Genomic DNA, 21756 nt, shown 5'->3' with positions numbered 1-21756 from the left:
CCAGTCCCCCCAGTCCCCCACAGCAAAGGTCAGCACACGCCGATGACAACCGAGGCCCGGCAAAAGGGGCGCAAGCCCGCGCAGATCGTGGACATGTCCTGGGATCCGATCACCCGGATCATCGGAAACCTGGGCATCTACACGAAGATCGACTTCGCCAACCGGGAGGTGGTGGAGTGCCACAGCACCTCCTCCCTCTTCCGCGGCTACTCCGTCTTCATGAAGGGGAAGGACCCGCGCGACGCCGGGTTCATCACCTCCCGCATCTGCGGCATCTGCGGCGACAACCACACGACGTGCTCCGACTACGCCCAGCAGATGGCGTACGGAGTGAAGCCGCCGCCGCTGGCCGAGCACATCGTCAACCTCGGCGAAGCGGCCGAGTACATGTTCGACCACACGATCTTCCAGGACAACCTGGTCTTCGTGGACTTCTGCGAGCAGATGGTCAAGGCCACCAACCCGACCGTCCTGGCCCGCGCGCAGAAGACGAACGCGCCGCGCGGTGACATCCACGGCTTCCGGACCATCGCGGACATCATGAAGGCCTTCAACCCCTTCGAGGGCGAGGTCTACAAGGAGGCCCTGAAGGTCTCCCGGACCACCCGCGAGATGTTCTGCCTGATGGAGGGCCGCCACGTGCACCCCTCCACCCTGTATCCGGGCGGTGTCGGCACGATGCCGTCACCGACCGCGTTCACCGACTACCTCAGCCGGCTGATGCACGTCATCGACTTCGTGAAGAAGGCCGTCGCCATGAACGACGACGTCTTCGACTTCTTCTACGAGGCGCTGCCCGGTTACGAAGAAGTGGGTAAACGCCGCATCCTCCTCGGCTGCTGGGGTGCCTGGCAGGATCCGAAGGTCGTCGACTACCGCTACGAGAACATGGAGCGCTGGGGCCGGGCGATGTACGTCACCCCGGGCGTCGTGGTCGACGGCGAGCTGGTCACCAACAGTCTGGTCGACATCAACCTGGGCCTCAGGATCATGCTGGGCAGCTCCTTCTACGAGGACTGGGTCAACGAGGACCCCTTCGTCACCCACGATCCGCTCGGCAACCCCGTGGACATGCGCCATCCGTGGAACCAGACGACCCTGCCGGTGCCGCAGAAGCGGGACTTCGAGGGCAACTACAGCTGGGTGATGAGCCCCCGCTGGTACGACCAGCGCACCGGCGACCACCTCGCCCTGGACACCGGCGGCGGCCCGCTGGCCCGGCTCTGGTCGACCGCGCTCAGCGGCCTCGTCGACACCCCGTACATCAAGGCCACCGGCAGCAGCGTTCGGATCTCGCTGCCCAAGGGCCCGGAGCTGCCGGAGACCACGCTGGAGTGGAAGATCCCGAAGTGGTCGAACACCCTTGAGCGCGACCGCGCCCGGCCGTACTTCGTCGCGTACGCGGCCGCCATGGCCCTGCAGTTCCTGGACGAGGCGATGGGCCTCGTCCGGTCCGGCGACACCAAGGTGTTCGAGGACTTCGAGGTGCCGGACGAGGCGATCGGCTGCGGCTTCCACGAGGCCGTGCGCGGGGTCCTCTCGCACCACCTGGTGATCAAGGACAAGAAGATCGCCAACTACCACCCGTACCCGCCGACTCCGTGGAACGCCAGCCCGCGTGACAAGTTCGGCACGCCGGGGCCGTACGAGGACGCCGTGATGGGCCAGCCGATCTTCGAGGAGAACGGTCCGGACGACTTCAAGGGCGTCGACATCATGCGCACGGTCCGCAGCTTCGACCCCTGTCTGCCGTGCGGGGTCCACATGTACACGGGCAAGGGCAAGACGCTGAGCGTCACGCACTCGCCGGTGTACGGGGCGAACCATGGCTGACGGGCGGCTCGACGGCCCGGCGGTCGAGTCCCGGCTGGCCCGGCTCGACGGGCTGCTGGAAACCCTGGAGTCCGCGCCGGGGCCGACGGGCGGCTCGGCCGTCGAGGCGGTACGCCTGCTGACCGAGGTCTACGGCGAGGCCCTCGCCCGCGTCCTCGACCAGGCGGACGCGCCCCTGGCCGAGCGGCTCGCCGACGACGAGCTGCTCGACCACCTCATGGTCCTGCACGGCATCCACCCGGACCCGCCCGAGCGCCGGGCCGCCCGCGCGGTCGAGCGGCTGCGCCCCGCCGTGCGGGAACGCGGCGGTGACGTCGAGTGGGCCGGGGTGGAGGGCGAGGTGGGCTGGGTGCGGCTGGCCACGGGCGGCGGTTGCGGCTCGGGGTGCGGCGGAGGTACCACCGAGGTGACCGACGCCGTCCGGGAGGCGGTGCTCGCCGCGGCTCCCGAGCTGGCCGACGTGCAGCCGGTGCCCGAGGCTCCGGCGCCCGCCTTCGTCCCCCTGGACTCCCTGCGCCGGCCCCAGGAGGCCCGGTGACCACGCGCACGCCGCCCGGCGGAGCCCTGGCCCGCCTCATCCGCTCCTCGGCCGACCGGCGGCCGGCGGCCGGGGCGGAGGTGTGCGACCTGTGCGCCGAGCCGCTGTCCGAGGACCATCCGCATCTGTACGACACCGGGCAGGCCGAGGTCCGCTGTGCCTGCCGCGCCTGCTCGGTGCTGTTCGCCGACGCACGGCACGGGACCGGCGCGGGCGACGGCCAGTTCCGGCTGGTCCCGACCCGCCGGGTCCGCCTGCCGAAGGTGGACACCGCGGCCCTCGGGGTCCCGGTCGGCCTGGTGTTCTTCGTGCCGCGGGCCGACGGCTCGGTCACCGCAGAGGGGCCGAGCCCGGCCGGGGCCATGCGCTGGGAGGTGGACGCGGCGGCCTGGCAGCAGGCGGTCGCCGGCTGCCCCCCGCTGGCCGGCCTGACCCCCGATGTCGAGGCGCTGCTGGTGAACACCGTGCACGGCCTCGACCACCACTGGATCGTCCCGGTCGACGACTGCTTCCGCATGCTCGCCGTCGTCCGCCGGGAGTGGCGCGGCCTGTCCGGCGGTGGCCGGATGTGGCCGGCCGTGGAGCGTTTCTTCGAGGAGCTCACCGAGCGGCCCTGAGCCGAGCGGCCTCGGAGAACGGCAACACAGGATGGCGCAGGAAGGAGAACCCCATGGGAAGCATCAGGGTCGGCCGCGCGCAGGCGAGGCCCGACACGCCGTCCCACGTGCCCGGCATGCACCAGGGCAACAGGGGCCCCTACACGAAGCAGACCGGACACCACCCGGACGGCACCGCCGACGCGCGGCGCTCGACCAACATCCACTGGAAGCGGCACGACGTGCTGCTGGACGTGATGCCGAACATCCCGCCCGGATGACCCAGAGCGACAGGGAGTCCCCCGCATGAACCGAATGGACCACATGAAGGTGCAACGCAAGAGAACGGGTACGGCGGCCCAGCGGGTCCTGACCGCCGAGGTCGCCGTGGTGGGCGCGCTGCTGCTGGCGCTGTTCGTCACCGAGATCCCCAGCATGATGCGCGAGATGAGGATCTGGCGGATCGCCGGCGGGCTGCGCGCCGGTCACCGGTATCCGTGAGCCGGTCGTGCACGAACTGTCGATCGCGACCGCGATCGTGGAGCAGGCCGACGAGTGGGCCCGGGCGGACGGCGCGGACCGTGTCTCCGCGGTGACCGTCCGGGTCGGCGAACTGTCCGGGGTCGTCCCCGACGCCCTGGACTTCGCCTTCGAGGTGGCCCGCGACGGCACCGCCCTCGCGGGCGCCCGGCTCGTCGTCGAACAGGTGACCGCGCACGCCTGGTGCGGGCCGTGCGCCGAGGAGTTCGCGGTGGGCATGCCGCCGTTCTTCTGGTGCCCGCGCTGCGACCGGCCCTCCACGGACCTGCGCAGCGGCCGGGAGCTGGAGATCACCGCGGTCGAATGACCCCGCCGGTGCCCTGGCGGTCCCGGGCACCGGCGGGGTCGTCGCCCGTCTTCGGGAGATGTCGTCAGCAGATGCGGGGCAGTTGCTCCCCGAGCGGGAGGTCGACGATCCGGGTGCCTCCGAGTCCGGTCGACACCACCACCATCCCGGGGTGCTCGGTCACGCATTCCCCGATCAGGGTCGCGCCGGTCCCCTGCGGATGGGCGCGCATCGCCTCCAGCACCGCGTCGGCGTCCGCCGCCGGGACGAAGGCCACGAGCCTGCCCTCGTTGGCGACGTAGAGCGGGTCGAGGCCCAGGAAACCGCAGGCCGCCGCGACCGCGTCCGGGACCGGCAGGGCGCGCTCGGCGAGCCGGACCCCGGTGCCCGAGGCGCGGGCGATCTCGTTCAGGGACGCGGCCAGGCCGCCGCGGGTCGGGTCGCGCAGGACGTGGACGTCGGGGGTGACGTCCAGCATGGTGGCGACCAGGTCGGCCAGCGGCGCGGTGTCGCTGGCGATCTCGACGCCGAACTCCAGCCCCTCGCGCACGCTGAGCACCGCGACACCGTGCAGGCCGATCGGCCCGCTGACGATGACGGCGTCGCCGGGCCGGGCCCGCTGCGGCCGGATGTCGACCCGCTCTGGGACCAGGCCGACGCCGGCCGTGGTGACGTACACCCCGTCCCCGTGGCCGCTCTCGACCACCTTGGTGTCGCCGGTGGCGATCGTGACTCCGGCCGTCTCGGCCGCCGCGCCCATGGCCCGCGCGACGCGTTCGACGACGGACAGCTCGACGCCCTCCTCCAGTACGAAGGCGGCGGAGAGGTAGGCGGGCCGGGCGCCGCTCATCGCCAGGTCGTTGACGGTGCCGTTGACGGCGAGGTCGCCGAGGCAGCCGCCGGGGAAGAACAGCGGCCGTACGACGTAGGAGTCGGTGGAGAGGGCGAGGCGGGCGCCGCCGAGCTGGAGGACGGCGGAGTCGGTCATCCCGGCGAGGAGGGCGTTGCCGTAGGCGGGGGCGAAGATCTGCTCGATCAGTTCGGCGGAGAGGGTGCCGCCTCCGCCGTGGCCCATGACCACGACCGGCTGGTCGCGGATCGGCGCCGGGCAGCTCCAGTTCGCGGGGTCGACGACGGTCTGGTCAGCCAACGGGGTTCATCTCCTCGCGCGGGAGCGCCGGTTCGGACATCCGGCGGTAGAGGTAGTAGGCGGCGCAGGCGCCCTCGCTGGAGACCATGGTGGCGCCGAGCGGGGTGCGCGGGGTGCAGGTGGTGCCGAAGGCCGCGCAGTCGGTGGGCTTGATGAGCCCTTGCAGGACTTCGCCGGCGCGGCACTCGGCGGGTTCCTCGGTGCGGATGCCGGTGACGTCGAAGCGGTGCTCGGCGTCGAAGTCGCGGTAGGCCTCGCTCAGCCGCCAGCCGCTGCCGGGGATGCGGCCGATGCCGCGCCAGTTCCGGTCGGTGACCTCGAAGACCTCCTCGATCATGCGGATGGCGGCCGGGTTGCCTTCGGCGCGCACGGCGCGGGCGTAGGCGTTCTCCACCCGGTGCTCGCCGCGCTCCAGTTGGCGGACCGTGCGGCGGATGCCCTCCAGGATGTCGAGCGGTTCGAAGCCGGTGACGACGACGGGGACCCGGTGCCGTTCGGCGAGTTCGGGGTACTCGGCCATGCCCATCACACTGCACACGTGCCCGGCGGCCAGGAAGCCCTGAACGCGGCAGGCGGGGGCGGTCATGATGGCCTCGATGGCCGGGGGGACCCGGACGTGGGAGACCAGCAGGGTGAAGTTGGCCAGGCCGAGGCGCTTGGCCTGGTGGACGGCCATGGCGTTGGCGGGTGCGGTGGTCTCGAAGCCGATGGCGAAGAACACCACCTGCCTGTCCGGGTGGCGGCGGGCGAGCTGGAGCGCGTCGAGCGGTGAGTAGACCACCCGGACGTCGCCGCCCTCGCCCTTGACCCGGAACAGGTCCCGGTCGGTGCCGGGGACCCGCAGCATGTCGCCGAACGAGCAGAAGATCACGTCGGGGCGGGCGGCGATCTCCAGCGCCTTGTCGATGCACTCCAGCGGGGTCACGCACACCGGGCAGCCCGGCCCGTGGATCAACTCGACCTGCTCCGGCAGGAGTTGGTCGATGCCGTGCCGGATGATGGAGTGGGTCTGGCCGCCGCACACCTCCATCAGGGCCCAGGGCCGGGTGGCGGTGGCCCGGATCTCGTCCAGCAGCCGGCGGGCCAGCTTGGGGTCGTTGAACTCGTCGAGGTACTTCACCGGGCCTCGCTCCCCTCGGTCCCCTGAGCCGCCTGCCGGGCCGCCTGCTGCCAGGCGTCGCCGAACTCCTCCTCCAGGAGCCCCAGTTCCTCGAAGAGTTTGAGGGAGGCCAGGGCCGACTCCTCGTCGAGGCGCTGCAGGGCGAAGCCCACATGGACGATGACGTACTCACCGACCTTGACGTCCGACACGTACTCCAGACACGCCTGCTTCTGCACCCCGCCGAAGTCGATCAGGCCGGTGAGGGGATCGGCGGTGTCGTCGATGCGCACGACTCTGCCGGGAACTGCCAAGCACATGGGTCACTCCGTCTCGTCGCTGACTGCCTTGCGTCGGTCGTCGTCGGGCCGTGGTCCGTGGGCCGCGACCACCAGCTGCCCGAGCGCCAGTCCGCCGTCGTTCGGCGGGACTTCGCCGTGCCGCAGGACCGTGAATCCGGCGCCGTGCAGCAGGTCCGCGCTCGCGTCCTCGAGGAGCGCGTTGGCGAAGACTCCCCCGGTGAGGGCGACGGTGTTCGCTCCGGTGGCCCGGCGCGCTCCGCGGCACAGGTCCAGGACCGCCCGGGCGACCCCGCGGTGGAAGCGTGCCGCGATCACCGGCACCGGGGTGCCGCGCCGCAGGTCGGCGATGATCGCGCACAGGGCGGGGCCCGGGTCGAAGGTATCGCCGAAGGGGTATGCGGCCGTCTCCGCGTCCCAGGCCGCGCAGGCCTGCGCCTCCAGTTCCAGGGCGGCCTGGGCCTCGTACCCGGCGCGGTGACACACGCCCGCGAGGGACGACACGGCGTCGAAGAGGCGCCCCATGCTGGAGGTGGCCACGCAGCCGACCTGGTTCGGCAACTGCCGCTCCAGCACGCGGAGTTCCTCACGGGAGCAGGCGGCGACACTGGGCAGGTCGGCGTCCCAGGGCAGGCCGGCCGCCCACAGCCGGGCAAGGGCCGTCCGGCAGGGGTTGGCGACGCCCGCGTCCCCGCCGGGCAGCGGGGCCGGGGCGAGGTGGGCGAGGCGCCGGTAGCCGGTGTAGTCGGCGAGGAGCACCTCGCCGCCCCAGACGGTGCCGTCGTCGCCGTATCCGGTGCCGTCAAAGGCGACGCCGATGACGGGTGCGGTGCCGTCGAGGCCGGCCTCGGCCATGGCGGAGGCGATGTGGGCGTGGTGGTGCTGGACGAACACCGGACTGCCGAGCCGCAACCGGGTGGCGCGGCGGCGGGCCCAGGCGGACGAGTGGTAGCCGGGGTGGCGGTCGGCGGCGACCACTTCGGGGCGGACCCCGGTCAGCAGGCGCAGGTGCCGTTCCGCTCGCACGGCCGCCTCCAGGGTGGCCAGGTCGCCCATGTCGCCGATGTGCGGCCCGAACCAGGCCAGGTCGCCCTCGCCCACGCACAGCGCGTTCTTGAGGTCGCCGCCGGCCGCGAGCGCGGGCCGGACCGGGACCGGCAGGCGCAGCGGGCGCGGCGCGTAGCCGCGGGAGCGGCGCAGGACCTGTTCGGTGCCGTCGGCGCGGACCCGCAGCAGGGAGTCGTCGCAGGGCGAGGCGATGGGCCGGTCGTGGGCGAGCCAGGCGTCGGCGAGGCCGGACAGCCGGGTCAGCGCCTCGTCGTCGTCCGTGACGATGGGCTCGCCCGAGCGGTTGCCGCTGGTCATGACCAGGACACGGGGGCCGGGCGGGTCGCCGGGGAGGCCGAAGAGGAGGGTGTGGACGGGGGTGTAGGGCAGCATGACGCCGAGGTGTGGGCTGCCGGGGCAGACGCCGGGCGCGAGCCGGGCGGCGGGACGGGGGCGGAGCAGGACGATGGGGCGGCGGGGGCCGGTGAGCGCGGCCCGTCCGGCCGTCCCGACCTCGGCGATCCGTTCCGCCTCGGCGAGGTCGGCGCACATCACCGCGAACGGCTTGTCGCCGCGTGCCTTGCGGGTGCGCAGGGTGTCCACGGCCGGGGCGGCGGAGGCGTCGCAGGCCAGGTGGTAGCCGCCGATGCCCTTCACGGCGACGATCCGCCCCGCGGCGAGCAGCTCTCGCGCCCGTGAGAGGGCGTCACCGTCGCGGGCTGCTCTCACCCCGCTGCCGGCGGCGGGCACCAGCCGCAGCCGGGGGCCACACTCCGGGCAGGCCACCGGCTGGGCGTGGAAGCGGCGGTCGGCCGGGGCCTCGTACTCCCGGGTGCAGGCCGGGCACATGGGGAAGCCGGACATGGTGGTGGCCGCGCGGTCGTAGGGCATGCCGGTGGCGATGGTGAAGCGGGGGCCGCAGTGGGTGCAGGTGATGAAGGGGTGGCGGTGCCTGCGGTCGGCCGGGGCGGCCAGTTCGCGCAGGCAGTCGGCGCAGGTGGCGGTGTCGGGCGGGAGGAGGGTGCGGCCCGGGACGGACTGCTCGGTGGCGCGAATGGTGAAGTCCGGGTCGGCCCCGGTGGCCGGCAGCTCCTCGACGGCCACGGCGGTCACGGTGGCCAGCGGCGGCGGCTCACCGGCGAGCCGCGCGCAGAACCGTTCGACGGCGGCCGCCGCGCCCTCGACCTCGATGAGGACCCCGCTCGCCGTGTTGCTGACGAACCCGGTGAGCGCCAGGCCGGCGGCCAGCCGGTGGACGTGGGGGCGGAATCCCACGCCCTGCACGGTCCCGCGCACCGTGACGCGACGGCGGACCGCCGTCGTCGTGGCGGGCGCCGTCACGAGGCGGTCGGGGCGTGGACGTGGCCGTGCGGGTGCGGGGCGAGCGGCGGCCGGTGCGCCGGGGCGCCGTCCCGTACGGCGAGCGCCCGCTCCAGGACCGTGTCGACGCCCTCCCCGGTGCGGGCGCAGGAGCGCACGATCTCCACCCCGGGGTTGACCCGCCGCACCTGCTCGGCGAAGGCGGTCTCGTCGAAGCCGGCCGGTCCCGCGAGGTCGGTCTTGGTGAGCACGACCAGGTGCGCCGAGCCGAAGGCGGTGGGGTACTTCGCCGGCTTGTCCTCGCCCTCGGTCACCGCCATCAGCACGATCCGCAGGTGCTCGCCGAGGTCGTAGGAGGCCGGGCAGACCAGGTTGCCGACGTTCTCCACGAACAGCAGCGCGGTCTCCGGCGGCAGCCAGCCCTCCAGGTGGCCGCGGACCTGCCGGGCCTCCAGGTGGCACAGCCCGTCGGTGAGCAGCTGCTTCACCGGCGCTCCGGAACGGGCCAGGCGCTTGGCGTCGTTCTCGGTGGCGAGGTCGGCGGTGAAGGCCGCGACGGGCACGCCCCGCTCTCCCGCCCGGGCCAGCACCCGGCCGAGCAGCTCGGTCTTGCCGCTGCCGGGGCTGGACAGCAGGTTCACCACGCCGACGCCGCGCGCGGCCAGGTCGCCGCGCAGGCTCGCGGCCAGGCCGTCGTTCCTGGCCAGGACGGCCCGGGTGACCTCCTCCGACTGACACATGGGGACTCCGCTCCGGTGATGCCGTTCGTCTGCCGCGGGCCGGTGGGGGCCCATCGCGCCCACGCGGCGGCGGCCGCCCGTCGGCTCAGCCCCGCACCCCTGACGGGGCGCGTCCGCTCAGTGATCCTCCGCGCCGCCGGCGGCTGTCGGCGGGCGACCGGCCGCGGCGGGGGCCGCGGATTCCTCCGGGCGGTCCAACGCGGGCGTGACCAGGGGATCGGCGAGCAGTGCCGGGACCAGGGTGTGCAGGGCGGCGACGGCCCGTGCGACCGCGTCCCGGACGGGGGCGCTCAGCCCGGGGGCGATGTCCTCGTCGCCGCGCGGCGGTTCCCCGGGCTCGCAGGCGAGCACGAGGACGCGGGGCAGGGGCTCCTCGCCGAGGTGGGCGGCGAGGGCGAGGACCTTCGCCGGGTCCATGCCGTGCGCCTCGGGCGGGGCGTCCGGGCGGCGGCCGGGGAGTTCGGGTTCGACGAGGGACAGGGTGCCGGGGCGTTCGCCGCGTACGGCGGCGTCCACCAGCAGGACCACCGACCACCCGTCGAGCAGGGTGTAGGCGAGGTCCATGCCCCGGATGCCGAAGTCCCGGATCCGCGCCCCGGGCGGCAGCGGGCGCTGCTCCAGGGCGCGGATCACCTCGGGGCCGAAGGCGTCGTCGCCGAGGAAGATGTTGCCGACGCCCGCCACCAGGAGTCGCGTCACCGGGCACCGCCCGGGACCTTGCGGACGAAGTCGGAGCGCAGCGCGTGGTAGGCGGCGTCCGGGTCGAAGAACAGGGCGTGCATGCGGGCGAGTTCGTCCTTCCGGTACTCGGCGAGCGGCCGTTCCTCCTCGTGGACCCGGCGCGCCGCGGCCTTGGCGGCGATCCGGCGGCCGAGATCCGGGCCGGCGGCGAGCTCGGCCGCCAGCCGCTCGACCTCGGCGGTGAAGCCCTGCGCCGGGACCGGCAGCAGCCGGTCGACGAGCCCGGTCCGGGCGGCGGTCGCGGCGCTCACCGGCCGGGCCTCCTCCGTCAGCCGCCGGGCCGTCTCCGCGCCGACGCGGCGCGGCAGGGAGTACGTCCAGAACTCCGAGCCGTACAGGCCCATCCGCCGGTAGTGCGGATTGAGCACGGCGCCGGGCCGGCACCAGACCTCGTCGGCGGCGAGGGCGAGCATGGCGCCGCCGGCCGCCGCGTTCCCGCCGAGCGCGGCCACGACGAACCGGTCGGTGGTCCGTAGTACGGCCTCGACCAGGTCGTCCATCGCCTCGAGGTTGGTCCACGACTCCTGGGCGGGGTCCGGGGCGGCCTCGATGACGTTGAGATGGATGCCGTTGGAGAAGAAGTCCCGGCGGCCGCCGAGCACCAGGACCCGGGTCGGCCGGGCGAGGGCGTACCGGTAGGCGGCGAGCAGGCGCCGGCAGTGGCCGGTGCTCATGGCGCCGCCGGGGAAGGAGAAGCTGACGAAGCCGACGTCGCCGTACTGCCGGTAGCTGATGTCGGTCCAGGTGCGGCGGTCCGGGGGCAGTTCGAGCGGGGCGGGGCGCTCGGGGAGGTCCGGGTCGAGGACGTGGGTGGCGGGACGGCGGAAGGGGGCCCGATCGCCGGAGTTCTTGCGGGGGCGCAGTTCGGGGATCCAGACGGCGCCGTCGCGGGTGGCCCGGCAGACCGCGCCCGCCCGGGTCGCCAGGAGCTCGCCCGGCTCTCCGCGCAGCCGGTCCTCCGGGTGGCCGCCGTGCAGGAACACCTCGCGGCCGAGGAGTTCGTCCAGCACCCCCGGCTGCGAGTCGGCGCCGCGCAGCTTGCGCAGCACCGTCGCGGTGTCGTCGGCCGCCCAGTCGATCCGCCGCCGCTCCTGCCGGAAGGCGTCCCGCCAGACGACCTTGCCGTGGATCGCGGGGTCGCTCTGCGGCCGTGGCTTGTAGGAACCGTCCGCGTACCGGCGTACGGCCCGGTGGACGGCGGTGAGGGCGGCGTCGGCGGCCTCGTTGCGGTAGAGGTCGCTCTTGCCGACCGGCGTCACCGGGAAGGTCTCACTCGCCCAGACCGCGCCCGCGTCCATGGCCGCCTCGGCCTGGAGCACGGTCACCCCCCACTCGGCCGCCTCTCCGGCGATGGCCCAGTCGAGGGCGGAGGGGCCTCGGTCGCCGGGCGGTCCGGGATGGACGATCAGGCAGGTGTGCTGCTGCCAGACGTCCGTGGGGAGTGCCGTCTTCAGCATCGGCGCGATGATCAGCTCCGGGTGCCGGTCCCGGACGGCACGGCGTACGGCGTCGGGACCCTGGCCGGCGAGGACGACGTCCACCCGGTGGCCGAGGTCGGACAGTTCGGCGCAGACCCGTTGGGACAGGCTGTTGAACGCACTCGCGACGAGCAGAATGTCCATGGTGCGGCATATTCGTCGCTTCGACGGCTCCCGGGAAGGACCCGTGCGGCGTTTCGCCCGCCGTCCTGCGCCGGGCGGCCCTGTTCGGGCGGCGGAACGGGAAACGGGGACCGTACGCCGGGCCCGTGGCGCGAAGATGGGTGCGCCCGTGCCGAGCGATCCCTCTTTGGAGCGTGCCGCGTGACGTCGTCGGACCGTGTCTGCGAACGATTCGAGGAACTGCTGGACACCCGCCCGGAGATCCTGCGGGAGGCCGCGGAGGACTTCGGCCGGCTGGTGTCCGCCCCGCCGCTGGGGGTGCTGCGGCCCGGGTCGGCGGCCGGGGTCCGGGACGCGCTCGCGTATGCCGGGCCGCGCGGGATCCCGGTGGCGGCCCGGGCCGGCGGCCATTCGATGTACGGCCAGGGGCAGGCGCCCGGCGGGATCGTCCTCGACCTGCGGGGGCTGAACGCGGTCGGTCCGGTGACCGGGGACCGGGTGGAGGTGCAGGCGGGGGCGCTGTGGCGGGACGTGCTCGCGGCGACGCTGCCGTACGGGCTCGCGCCGCCCGTCCTCACCGACTACCTCGGGGCCGGCGTCGGCGGGGTGCTGAGCGTCGGCGGCCTGGGCGGCGCGAGTCACCGGCACGGCCTGGTCGCGGACTCGGTGCTGGAACTGGAGGTGGTGACCGGAGCCGGTGAGCATCTGGTCTGCTCGCCGGAACGCCACGGGACCCTCTTCCACGCGGTCCTGGCCGGCCTGGGCCAGGTGGCCGTCGTCGTCCGGGCCACTGTGCGCCTGTCCCCCGCGCCCGCCCTGGTCCGCCGCTACTGCCTGTACTACCCCGGTCTCGACGCCTACCTGGCCGACCAGCGCCTGCTGGCGAGGGACGGGCGCTTCGCCTACCTCGAAGGCCAGGCCCGCCCCGCCGAGGGCACCGCCGACGGCTGGACCTACATGGTGGAGGCGGTGGCCGCCCACCGGGCAACGGCCCCGCCCGACGACCGGACCCTGCTCGGTGACCTCTCCTTCACCTCGTCCGAGACCGAGGACCTCGGATACGCCGAGTTCGCGAACCGGGTCGCCGCAGACGAGGAGGTCCTGCGCGCGACCGGCGAGTGGTTCCACCCGCACCCCTGGCTGAACCTGCTGCTCCCCGACGACACCGCCGCGTCCGTCGTGACCGGCGTCCTCACCGACCCCGCCTTCCGGGACCTGCGCGAGAACGGCCTGGTCCTGCTCTACCCCCTGCTCACCCGGACCCTGCGGGCCCCGCTGTTCCGGCGCCCGCGCGGTGAGGTCGTCCACCTCCTCGCCCTGCTGCGCACCGCCGCCCCGGGCACGGCCGACCCGATGGTGGCGGCCAACCGGAAGGCCTACGAGCACGCGCGGGCCAAGGGCGCGGTCGCCTATCCGGCCAACGCGCTGCCGATGTCCGCCGGCGACTGGCGGGAGCACTACGGCAGCGGGTGGGGCACCCTCGCCGAGGCGAAGAGCCGCCACGACCCGCACGGCATCCTCGGCCGGGGGCACGGCATGGGCTGGTGACCGGCGGCGCGGAAGATTCGGTGCGCCGGAGGTGTCGATCGCGCGGGGTGCCGTTCGTCGGTGGGGTGCAGGAAGTTCTTCAGGACCGGGAGGAACCGTGAAGTACATGCTGCTGGTCTGCGGCGACGACACCGCTGCGCGTCCGGGATGGCCCCGTCGAACCCTGGGCGGAGGAGCACGGCGTCCGGCGCGGGACGCGGTTGTACGGCCACCGGCCGCAGCGCTCAGGCACCCGGGGGTTCGCCGCTGCGCCGCGCGTCCTGCGCCAGCGCCCTGAACTCCGCCCACCGCACCCGTGGCCGGGGCAGGCCCCGTCGGCGCAGATAGCGGTCGGTGGCCTGCCGCGTGCTGCGCAGCACGCTCACCGCGTCGCTCACCCGGCCCGACCCCATCGGCTCCACCACCTTGCCCGGGACCAGCACCCAGCCGGAACCGGCCGCCCGCAGTTCGCCGCGCACGAGGGCGTTGTGCATGTGGTTGAGGCGTTCGTCGTGCCGGTGCACCAGGAGGGCGGCGGGGCCTTCGGTGGCCGGGCAGTCGGCCGGTACGTCCACGGCGAAGCCCTCGCCCGCGGGTACCGGCCGGGTCCGGGCCAGCACCGGCGCACCGGAGGCGTCGCGTGCGGCGAGCACCGCCGTCGGGAACCGGGCGAGCTGCGCGGCGCCGACCCGTTCACCGGGCGGCGCGGCGGGCGTGCCGGACGGCGGCAACGGGGAGCGCACGACCACCTGTTGCGGCGTGACGGTGATCAGCAGACGCAGGTAGTACCAGTCCATCACCAGCCGCATCGGTGCCGTGACGTACGACCTGCTGTGCGGCTGCCGTTCGAACAGCATCCGCCAGTAGTCCTCGGCGCCCTGCGGGCCGGTCATGATCTCGTCGGGGCACTCGGCGCGGCCGCCGACGAAGATCTGCGGGGGCTGCTCCAGGCCGCTGCCGGTGGGGTCGGAGAAGAGCAGGGCGACGCGGCCGTCCCGGCGGATGTTCAGCGCCTTCTGCGCGAACGCCAGGGAGGTGCTGAGCAGCAGCGTCCCGTCCGGGCGGCGGCGCACGGCCGTCGGCCAGGCCAACGGGGTGCCGTCCCGGCCCAGGGTGGCGAACTCGCAGGTCCGGTAGGCGTCGAGGACGTCGAGCGGGGCGGAGTCGAGGAGGGCCACGGTCTACTCCCCGTCCAGCGGGGCACGCATGCTCTGGCGGTAGGCGGCGTACTGGCGGCGGCCGACGGCCCGCCACAGCACCCGGCCGATGAGCGGGGCCTTGCCCAGGAAGAAGGCGCTCTCCTCGGGAGTGGCCTCCTCCAGGATCGCGCCGAGGGCCAGCAGGCGCTTGTTCTTGGGCAGCCCTTCCAGGCCGCGTTGCCCGACCAGTTCCCATTCCGGGACGGTGAGATGCTCGGCGACCAGCGGGAGCAGCGAGCGCTCCTCCTCCTCGAGGTGCTCGAGCAGCGCGATCCGGTGTGCGTCCAGGGCCAGCGCCAGTTCCTCGCCGGGTATCCGGTCTCCGGACCGCTCCCACAGGAGCAGCCACTCGTCGACCGCCGCCAGGGTGCGGTCGATCGCCTCGTGCTGCTCGGTCATCCGGTCCATCAGCGCCTCGTCGTGCGCGGCCCGGTCCCGCAGCAGCGGCCAGATCAGTTCGTCCTCGGCGTGGTGATGGTGGTGCAGGCCGCGGGTGTAGTCGCGCAGGGCGGCGGTGACCCGCGCCGCGGCGGCCCGGTCGCCGTCGGGCACGGCACGCACCAGCCGGGGCAGCAGGGCCGACTCGCGGCGGAAGACCCGGTGGACCACGACCATCTCGTGGGTGTGCGGACGCTCTGCGGGGGCGGAGGCGCCGTGGCTGCTGTTGAGGGACACGCTTGCTTGCTCCAACGATGCGGTGTGTGCGATGAGCTGCCCACGGTCGCGCACTCCTCTTGGCGTCCGCTTGGTGCCCGGCTCCGCGGCCCCGTCCAGCGCGCGTTCAACGTCTGTTGACAGGATCGACGCAGCGCTCGGGTAGATTCCCGCGGCGTGCTGCGTTTGCGAGTCCTGGGTCCGCTGGGTGCCGAAGTCGCGGGGACGCCGGTCGAGTTGGGCGCCCCGCGACAGCGCGCCGTGCTGGCGCTGCTGATCGCGGCCCGGGGCGGTGTCGTACCGGTGGACCGGATGACGGACGCGCTGTGGCGGGGTGAGCCGCCGGCCAAGGCAGGTGTGTCGCTGCACGCCTATCTGTCCAACCTGCGCCGGTCGCTGGAGCCGGCACGCCCGCCGCGGGCCCCGGCCACCGTCCTGGTCACCGTGGCACCGGGGTACGCGCTGCGGCTGGCCGGGGACGCGGTGGACGCCTGGCGGTTCGAGACCTGGGTCGGACGGGCCCGCACCGCGCCGGCCGACGAGGCCCGGCGGCTGCTCGCCGAGGCGCTGGGGTGGTGGCGCGGACCGGCCTTCGCCGAGCACGCGGACGAGGAGTGGGCCGCCGCTGAGGTGGCCCGGCTGACCGGGCTGTACGCGGAGGCCCGGGAGCTGGCCGTGGCCGCGGATCTGCGCACCGGCCGGGCGGCCCAGGCCGCTTCCGACGCCGAGTCGCTGGTCCGGGACGCTCCCCTGCGCGAGGAGGGCTGGCGGCTGCTCGCGCTCGCCCACTGGGCCTGCGACCGGCAGGCGGACGCCCTCGCCGCGGTGCGCCGCGCCGGCGCGGTCCTGCGGGCCGAACTGGGCTGCGATCCCGGGCCCGCCCTGCGGGAGCTGGAACACGCCGTGCTCAACGGGCGGTTGGACGTGTTGCGCGCGGTCGTGCCCGAGCCGGCCGCCGAACTCCCCGCGCGCACCGGCCCCGGCCTGTTCGTCGGCCGGGGCCAGGAGTTGCGCGCCCTGGCCGGGGCGGCCCGCGGCGCCCGCGACGCCGGCGGACTGGTGCTGGTCACGGGTGCGGCCGGGGCCGGCAAGTCCGCGTTCCTCGACCGGGGCGCGGGCCGGCTGCGCGAGGCCGGCTGGCGGGTGGTGGTCGGGCGCTGCCCTGAGTACGAGGGCGCTCCGCCCGCCTGGGCCTGGGTGGAGGCGCTCGGTGCGCTCGCCCGCGAGGTGCCCCCGGCCAGGCCCGAGGAGCTGACGGTGCTGCTGCGGGAGCCGGATGGCACGGCCGTCCCCGCCCCGGACGGCGAGGCCAGCGCCGGCCGCTTCCGCATGCACCGCGCCTTCGCCGCCTGGCTGCGCGCCGCGGCCTCCCGGGCGCCCCTCGCCGTCCTCCTGGAGGACCTGCACCGGGCGGACGCCGAGACGCTCGCTCTCGTCGAGGCGGCGGCCGCGGTCACCGGAGTGCCCCTGCTCACCGTCGCCGGTTACCGGCCCGGGGAGGTCGGCGAGCACCTGCTCAAGACCCTCGCCCACCTCGCCCCCGCCGCCCCGTACCGGATCGCGCTCGGCGGACTGCCGCTCCGGGACACCGCCACCCTGGTGACCGCCGTCTGCGGCGCGCCCGTGGCCCCGGAGACCGTGGCGGCGCTCGCCGAACGCACCGGCGGCAATCCCTTCTACGTCCTGGAGAGCGCCCGGCTCCTGGCCGACGAGGGCGCCCTGGTCGCGGTCTCCGAGGTCCCCCAGGGGGTGCGTGACGTGCTGCGCAGGCGCCTCGCCCTGCTGCCGGCCGCCGCCCGGGCCGTCGTACAACTCGCCGCCGTGCTGGGGCTGGAGGCCGAGGTCGCGCTGCTCGTCGATGCCGCCGAGGCGGACGAGGAGCAGGTGCTGGAGGGCCTCGACGCGGCGCTCGACGCCGAGTTGCTCGCCGAACCCGGGCCCGGCCGCGTCCGGTTCGTGCACGCCCTGGTCCGCGACACCGTCTACGCCGACCTCTCCGGCGCCCGGCGGTCCCGGCTGCACGCCCGCGTCGCGCGCCTGCTGCGCCACCACCGCCCCGCCGAACTCGCGGCCCTGGCCCACCACTTCGCCCGTTCCGGCAGCACGGCCGACGCCCCGCTCGCCGTCGACTACGCACTGCGCGCCGCCGAGGCCGCCGAGCGGCGCTACGCCCACGACGTCGCCGTCACCCTGATCCAGCAGGCGATCGACACCTGTACCGCGACCACGGGCGACGACGCCCCGCCCGACCGGCTGATCGAGCTGCTGGTACGGCTGCTGGGCGCGCAGGTGCGCACCGGCGCCACCGACGCGGCCCGGCGCACCCGGCAGCGCGCGGTGGAACTCGCCGAGCAGGCCGACCGCGGCGACCTGGTCGCGGCCGTGTACGGGGCCTGGACCGAGCCCGCGGCCTGGCGCAGCCGGCTCGAAGGACCGTACGACCGGACCGCGCTGGCCCGCCTCGAACGGCTCGCGGCCGATCCGGGTCTCGACGGACCGACCAGGGCCCGCGTCCTCCAGGTCCTCGTCGACGCGGTCGCCGCCGAGGACCCGCCGCGGGCTCTGGCGGCGGCCCGGGACCAGCTGGACCTCGCCCGTGCCGACGGCGAACCCCGGCTGATGGCCGCCGCGTTGATGGCGTCGGCACGGTTGCTGCCGCACGAGCACCGGACCGGCACCCGGCCGACGCTCACCGCCGAGCTGCGCGACCTCGCCCGGGCCCACGACCTGCCCGCCTACCGCTGGGTCTGCGAGAACCTGGACGCGATGACCGCGGCCGCCCGCAACGACCCTGCGGCCGTGCACCGGCACACCGCGGAGGGGCTGGCCCTCGCCCGCCGCTACCGGCTGGTGTGGGCGCAGGGGCTCAGCGCGGCGACCACCGCCATGCTGGCGTGCGTTTCCGGGCGCTTCGAGGCGGCGGAGGCCGCCTACACGGAGGCGGACACCCTGCTGCAGCGGGTGGGCGCCCACCACGCCACCGGTCTGCGCACGCTCGGGTTGATCACCATGCGGCTCGTCCAGGACCGTGCGGCCGACATCGAGCCGCTGGTGCGGACCGTGTACGAGTCGGCGCCCGGCCAGGTCGCGGTGGCGTGGGCGCTGGTCCTGGCACGGCTGGGCAGACTGGACGAGGCCCTGGCCGTACCCGTCCGCGCGGAAACGCCGCGGGACCACCTCTACGGCCTGGAGCTCGACTTCCGCGCCCAGCTCGCCGTCGTGCACCGGGACCACGGCACCGCGGCCGCCCTCCTCGGGCACCTGCGGCCGCTGCGGGACCAGCTGGCCGGCGCGACGGGCGCGGCGTACGCGAGCCGTCCGCTCGCGCACGCGCTGGCCGACCTGCACCGCCTGCTCGGCGAGGACCGGGCGGCGGCCGAGGGCTACGCGCTGGCCGAACGCACCGCGCTCGCCTGGGGTTCGGCCCACCTGGCGGCCGACGCCCGCCGGGCCGCGGCGGACCTGGCCGAGGCCCGGGCCCGCCGCCGCACCTTCGCCACCTGACGGCCCGGCAGCGGGCCGCCCGCGTCGTCAGCCGCCGAGCGCGGCGTTCACCACCGCCTTCGCCTCCTCCTGCACCCGGGCCAGGTGGTCGGGGCCCTGGAAGGACTCGGCGTAGATCTTGTAGACGTCCTCGGTACCGGACGGCCGGGCCGCGAACCAGGCGTTCTCGGTGGTCACCTTGATGCCGCCGATCGCCGCGCCGTTGCCCGGCGCCTCGGTGAGGACGGCGGTGACCGGTTCGCCCGCCAGGGTCTCGGCGGTGACCTGGGCCGGGGAGAGTTTCGCGAGGAGGGCCTTCTCCTCGCGGGTGGCGGGGGCGTCGATGCGGGCGTAGGCGGGTTCGCCGAAGCGGGCGGTGAGATCGGCGTAGTGCTCGGACGGCGTCTTGTCCGTCACGGCCGTGATCTCGGAGGCGAGCAGGGCGAGCAGGATGCCGTCCTTGTCGGTGGTCCAGACCGAGCCGTCGCGGCGCAGGAAGGAGGCGCCCGCCGACTCCTCGCCGCCGAACCCGATGGCGCCGCCGACCAGTCCGTCGACGAACCACTTGAACCCGACCGGAACCTCCACCAGTTGACGGCCGAGGTCGGCGGCGACCCGGTCGATCATCGAGGAGGAGACGAGGGTCTTGCCGACGCCGGCGTCGGCCGCCCACTGCTCGCGGTGGCGGTAGAGGTAGGAGATGGCGACGGCGAGGTAGTGGTTGGGGTTCATCAGGCCGGCGTCGCGGGTGACGATGCCGTGCCGGTCGGCGTCGGCGTCGTTGCCGGTGGCGACGCGGAACTCGGCGCGCTTCTCGATGAGCGAGGCCATCGCGTACGGCGACGAGCAGTCCATGCGGATCTTGCCGTCCCAGTCCAGCGTCATGAACCGCCAGGTGGGGTCGGTGTACGGGTTGACCACGGTGAGGTCGAGGCTGTGCCGTTCGGCGATCCGGCCCCAGTAGGCGACGGAGGCGCCGCCGAGCGGGTCGGCGCCGATGCGCAGCCCCGAGGCCCGGACCGCGTCGAGGTCGAGGACGCTGGGCAGGTCGTCGACGTACACGCCCATGAAGTCGTAGCGTCCGGTGGCCGGCGCGGCGAGCGCCCGCTCGTAGGGGATGCGCTGTACGTCCTTCAGGCCGTCCGCGATGATCTGGTTGGCGCGGTCCTGGATCCAGGAGGTGGCGTCGGACGCGGCCGGGCCGCCGCTGGGCGGGTTGTACTTGAAGCCGCCGTCGCCGGGCGGGTTGTGCGAGGGGGTGACCACGACGCCGTCCGCGAGGCCGGTGGTACGGCCCCGGTTGTGGGTGAGGATGGCGTGCGAGACGGCGGGGGTGGGGGTGTAACCGTCGGCGCTGTCGATCAGGACGGTCACGCCGTTGGCGGCGAACACCTCCAGGGCGGTGACCTTGGCGGGCTCGGACAGGGCATGGGTGTCGGCGCCCAGGAAGAGGGGACCGTCGGTGCCCTGGCCGCTCCGGTACTCGCAGATGGCCTGGCTGGTGGCGGCGATGTGGTCCTCGTTGAACGCGGTCGTCAGCGACGATCCGCGGTGTCCCGAGGTGCCGAACGCCACCCGCTGGCCGGGGTCGGACGGGTCGGGGTGCAGCGCGTAGTAGGCCGTGACCAGCCGGGCCACGTCGACAAGGTCCTCCGGAGCCGCCGGCCGGCCCGCTCGCTCATGCGGCATGAGTCCACTTCCTCCGCAGTCGTTGATCGATCGCTCGCCGCCCATCTTTCCTTGTCGGCGGTCACGAGCGCGAGTACGGCACCGGCCGCGCGCCGAGGACACGGCGGGTTCGCGGCCGGTTCACGGCGCAGGTACCGCAGAGGACCCGCCGGACGGTTCCGGCGGGCCCTCTCGTGTCGTGCGGTGTGGCGTGGTGGCGGTCAGTGCGGAGCGGGCACCGTGCGCGCGGCGGCCGGGGCCTTCGCGGGCCTCGGGTCGAGGACGCGGTCGGCCAGCTCGCCGAAGAGCAGGCCGAATCCGCCCCAGAGCACCAGCTGTATGGCGAGCGCCGAGAGCCGGAACCGCCACAGCAGGGTGGCCGGGAAGTCCGCCGGCACCTCGTTGATCACCGGCAGGAACTGGTAGGCCAGCCCGATGACGACGGCGAACGCGCCCACCGCGAGAACGGTCGCCCACCAGGTGCCCAGCCGCGGCTGGAGCCGCTTGCCGAGGATGGTGGCGGCGACCGCTAGGAGCACGCTGAGCAGCATCATCAGGAAGTACAGCGTGGTCCGCTTGCCGATGGTGTCCGGGTCGCCCACCGACGGCGGGTTGGCCGGGTACTTCAGGAACGGCACCACGTACACGGTGGCCAGGGCGCAGCCGGACAGCAGCAGCGCCGTCGCCCGCGCCGAGAGACTGCCGACGCGGCCGAGGGCGAAGCAGAAGGCCAGGGCGGCGATGCCGCCGAAGGCGACCCCGTAGACGAGGACGCCGGTGGCGAGGCCGGCGGTGGACTGCAGGGAGCGGGAGACGACTTCCATCTCGTGCTCGTGCGAGTGGGCGTCCTCGAAGCTGATCGCCTTGTCGACGTTCGGCTCACCGAGGACGTAGGCGGCGACGAGGGCGAGCAGGCCGGCGGCCAGGCCAGCGAGCATGCCCCGCACCAGGAGGTTCCGGACCGTTGCGGAGTTCATGGGTGGTACGGCGCCCCTCGCGTCAGTGGCAGGGGAAGCCGAGCAGGTGGCGGGCGTCGTGCACCCACTCGTGGACGTCCGTGCCGCTGAACACGGAGGTGGCGCCCTGTTCGGCGCCGACGAAGTAGAGCAGGACCAGCATCAGGATGCCGAAGAAGACCGCCCAGGGAGCTATCGCGGACAGCGGCAGCTTGGCGGGAACGGCGGGGGTGTCGGCTGTCGGCGGAGCGACGGTCTGCGCCATGGCAGGACCTCCTCTGGGAGTTCGCGTCCCAACTCGGTGGTGCACAGGACGACGGCCACGGGTCTGACTCACGAGCAGCTGTGAGGCTCTCGCATACAGTGGCGCGACCGTCCCGGATTCTCACCGGGTTCCGTCTCGCCGTCGTCGATATCGGACAGACCGTACCGCGTGTCAGGAGCACGGCCAAGACCGCACCATCAGGCGTGATCTTCGT

The 21756-nt window shown here is 74.2% G+C and carries 20 protein-coding genes and 1 riboswitch; of the genes, 8 read left to right on the top strand and 12 right to left on the bottom strand.

All coding sequences use genetic code 11. The annotated features are described in order from the left end of the window. Positions 1–42: 42 nt before the first annotated feature. The 6 genes from BLW82_RS39980 to hypA are packed head-to-tail and all read left to right on the top strand — an operon-like array spanning position 43 to position 3814. Positions 43–1833, top strand: a complete 1791-nt coding sequence (locus tag BLW82_RS39980) for a nickel-dependent hydrogenase large subunit (RefSeq protein WP_093506986.1) — start codon at positions 43–45, stop codon at positions 1831–1833. Continuing rightward, positions 1826–2371 (top strand): NifU family protein, encoded by a 546-nt coding sequence (locus BLW82_RS39975; protein WP_093506984.1) that lies wholly within the window; start codon positions 1826–1828, stop codon positions 2369–2371. Before BLW82_RS39980 ends, BLW82_RS39975 begins: the two co-directional genes overlap by 8 nt. After that, positions 2368–2988: a DUF5947 family protein gene (locus BLW82_RS39970; RefSeq protein WP_093506982.1), complete on the top strand. Its 621-nt coding sequence runs from the start codon at positions 2368–2370 to the stop codon at positions 2986–2988. The genes BLW82_RS39975 and BLW82_RS39970 overlap by 4 nt, the downstream gene beginning before the upstream one ends. 53 nt (positions 2989–3041) lie before the next feature. Beyond that, positions 3042–3248: a hypothetical protein gene (locus BLW82_RS39965; RefSeq protein ID WP_093506980.1), complete on the top strand. Its 207-nt coding sequence runs from the start codon at positions 3042–3044 to the stop codon at positions 3246–3248. 25 nt (positions 3249–3273) lie between these two features. Further along, positions 3274–3468, top strand: a complete 195-nt coding sequence (locus BLW82_RS39960) for a hypothetical protein (RefSeq protein ID WP_143063740.1) — start codon at positions 3274–3276, stop codon at positions 3466–3468. Between the two features lie 7 nt (positions 3469–3475). Next, positions 3476–3814, top strand: a complete 339-nt coding sequence (gene hypA, locus BLW82_RS39955; RefSeq protein ID WP_093506976.1) for a hydrogenase maturation nickel metallochaperone HypA — start codon at positions 3476–3478, stop codon at positions 3812–3814. A gap of 64 nt (positions 3815–3878) precedes the next feature. Here the strand turns inward: hypA and hypE are convergent, their stop codons facing one another. From hypE to BLW82_RS39920, 7 genes are all read right to left on the bottom strand, one after another. Then, on the bottom strand, positions 3879–4868 hold the full coding sequence (gene hypE / locus BLW82_RS39950; protein WP_093508524.1) for a hydrogenase expression/formation protein HypE: 990 nt from the start codon (positions 4866–4868) through the stop codon (positions 3879–3881). A 67-nt stretch (positions 4869–4935) separates the two neighbouring features. After that, positions 4936–6063: a hydrogenase formation protein HypD gene (gene hypD / locus BLW82_RS39945; RefSeq protein WP_093506974.1), complete on the bottom strand. Its 1128-nt coding sequence runs from the start codon at positions 6061–6063 to the stop codon at positions 4936–4938. Next, positions 6060–6362: a HypC/HybG/HupF family hydrogenase formation chaperone gene (locus BLW82_RS39940; protein WP_093506972.1), complete on the bottom strand. Its 303-nt coding sequence runs from the start codon at positions 6360–6362 to the stop codon at positions 6060–6062. Before BLW82_RS39940 ends, hypD begins: the two co-directional genes overlap by 4 nt. Positions 6363–6365: 3 nt before the next feature. After that, complete coding sequence (hypF, locus tag BLW82_RS39935; protein WP_093506971.1) at positions 6366–8729, bottom strand: carbamoyltransferase HypF; 2364 nt, start codon at positions 8727–8729, stop codon at positions 6366–6368. Next, positions 8726–9448, bottom strand: coding sequence for a hydrogenase nickel incorporation protein HypB (gene hypB, locus BLW82_RS39930; RefSeq protein ID WP_093506969.1), 723 nt, complete (start codon positions 9446–9448; stop codon positions 8726–8728). Before hypB ends, hypF begins: the two co-directional genes overlap by 4 nt. A 117-nt stretch (positions 9449–9565) precedes the next feature. Beyond that, positions 9566–10147, bottom strand: coding sequence for a hydrogenase maturation protease (locus BLW82_RS39925; RefSeq protein ID WP_093506967.1), 582 nt, complete (start codon positions 10145–10147; stop codon positions 9566–9568). Beyond that, positions 10144–11811, bottom strand: a complete 1668-nt coding sequence (locus BLW82_RS39920; protein WP_093506965.1) for a hydrogenase maturation protein — start codon at positions 11809–11811, stop codon at positions 10144–10146. Before BLW82_RS39920 ends, BLW82_RS39925 begins: the two co-directional genes overlap by 4 nt. A 180-nt stretch (positions 11812–11991) precedes the next feature. Between BLW82_RS39920 and BLW82_RS39915 the strand changes: the two genes are divergently transcribed. Beyond that, positions 11992–13338 carry an FAD-binding protein gene (locus tag BLW82_RS39915; protein ID WP_256216114.1) on the top strand — a complete coding sequence of 449 codons (1347 nt, stop codon included), beginning with the start codon at positions 11992–11994 and terminating at the stop codon, positions 13336–13338. 224 nt (positions 13339–13562) lie between these two features. Here the strand turns inward: BLW82_RS39915 and BLW82_RS39910 are convergent, their stop codons facing one another. Next, a complete protein-coding gene (locus BLW82_RS39910; protein ID WP_093506963.1) occupies positions 13563–14495 on the bottom strand; it encodes a pyridoxamine 5'-phosphate oxidase family protein in 933 nt (310 codons plus the stop codon). A 3-nt stretch (positions 14496–14498) separates the two neighbouring features. After that, the gene (locus BLW82_RS39905; RefSeq protein ID WP_256216113.1) at positions 14499–15191 is read right to left on the bottom strand and encodes a hemerythrin domain-containing protein; all 693 of its coding nucleotides are present in this window, start codon (positions 15189–15191) and stop codon (positions 14499–14501) included. Between the two features lie 156 nt (positions 15192–15347). Here BLW82_RS39905 and BLW82_RS39900 point away from each other — a divergent pair, with 156 nt between their 5' ends. After that, the gene (locus BLW82_RS39900; protein WP_256216112.1) at positions 15348–18674 is read left to right on the top strand and encodes an ATP-binding protein; all 3327 of its coding nucleotides are present in this window, start codon (positions 15348–15350) and stop codon (positions 18672–18674) included. Between the two features lie 27 nt (positions 18675–18701). On the opposite strand, the gene pgm is transcribed toward BLW82_RS39900, so the two are convergent. The 3 genes from pgm to BLW82_RS39885 all read right to left on the bottom strand — a co-directional run bounded on the left by pgm (position 18702) and on the right by BLW82_RS39885 (position 21542). Then, on the bottom strand, positions 18702–20342 hold the full coding sequence (gene pgm / locus BLW82_RS39895; protein WP_093506961.1) for a phosphoglucomutase (alpha-D-glucose-1,6-bisphosphate-dependent): 1641 nt from the start codon (positions 20340–20342) through the stop codon (positions 18702–18704). Between the two features lie 200 nt (positions 20343–20542). Next, complete coding sequence (locus tag BLW82_RS39890; RefSeq protein ID WP_093506960.1) at positions 20543–21298, bottom strand: CbtA family protein; 756 nt, start codon at positions 21296–21298, stop codon at positions 20543–20545. A 22-nt stretch (positions 21299–21320) separates the two neighbouring features. After that, complete coding sequence (locus tag BLW82_RS39885) at positions 21321–21542, bottom strand: CbtB domain-containing protein (RefSeq protein ID WP_093506958.1); 222 nt, start codon at positions 21540–21542, stop codon at positions 21321–21323. A gap of 36 nt (positions 21543–21578) precedes the next feature. Continuing rightward, positions 21579–21720: riboswitch (cobalamin riboswitch) on the bottom strand. Between the last annotated feature and the right edge of the window lie 36 nt (positions 21721–21756).

The sequence above is a fragment of the Streptomyces sp. Ag109_O5-10 genome (genome assembly GCF_900105755.1).
In the GTDB taxonomy this organism is placed as follows: Bacteria; Actinomycetota; Actinomycetes; order Streptomycetales; family Streptomycetaceae; genus Streptomyces.
Note: the sequence above shows the minus strand (reverse complement) of the source record. Positions and strands in the feature narration are given on the sequence as shown.

Bases quoted from the DNA above. Each gene is read 5' to 3' on its own strand.
- BLW82_RS39980 (WP_093506986.1), top strand. From the start codon at position 43: ATGACAACCGAGGCCCGGCAAAAGGGGCGCAAGCCCGCGCAGATCGTG.
- BLW82_RS39975 (WP_093506984.1), top strand. From the start codon at position 1,826: ATGGCTGACGGGCGGCTCGACGGCCCGGCGGTCGAGTCCCGGCTGGCC.
- BLW82_RS39965 (WP_093506980.1), top strand. From the start codon at position 3,042: ATGGGAAGCATCAGGGTCGGCCGCGCGCAGGCGAGGCCCGACACGCCG.
- BLW82_RS39960 (WP_143063740.1), top strand. From the start codon at position 3,274: ATGAACCGAATGGACCACATGAAGGTGCAACGCAAGAGAACGGGTACG.
- hypE (WP_093508524.1), bottom strand. From the start codon at position 4,868: ATGGGCCACGGCGGAGGCGGCACCCTCTCCGCCGAACTGATCGAGCAG.
- BLW82_RS39940 (WP_093506972.1), bottom strand. From the start codon at position 6,362: ATGTGCTTGGCAGTTCCCGGCAGAGTCGTGCGCATCGACGACACCGCC.
- hypB (WP_093506969.1), bottom strand. From the start codon at position 9,448: ATGTGTCAGTCGGAGGAGGTCACCCGGGCCGTCCTGGCCAGGAACGAC.
- BLW82_RS39920 (WP_093506965.1), bottom strand. From the start codon at position 11,811: ATGGACATTCTGCTCGTCGCGAGTGCGTTCAACAGCCTGTCCCAACGG.
- pgm (WP_093506961.1), bottom strand. From the start codon at position 20,342: ATGCCGCATGAGCGAGCGGGCCGGCCGGCGGCTCCGGAGGACCTTGTC.
- BLW82_RS39890 (WP_093506960.1), bottom strand. From the start codon at position 21,298: ATGAACTCCGCAACGGTCCGGAACCTCCTGGTGCGGGGCATGCTCGCT.
- BLW82_RS39885 (WP_093506958.1), bottom strand. From the start codon at position 21,542: ATGGCGCAGACCGTCGCTCCGCCGACAGCCGACACCCCCGCCGTTCCC.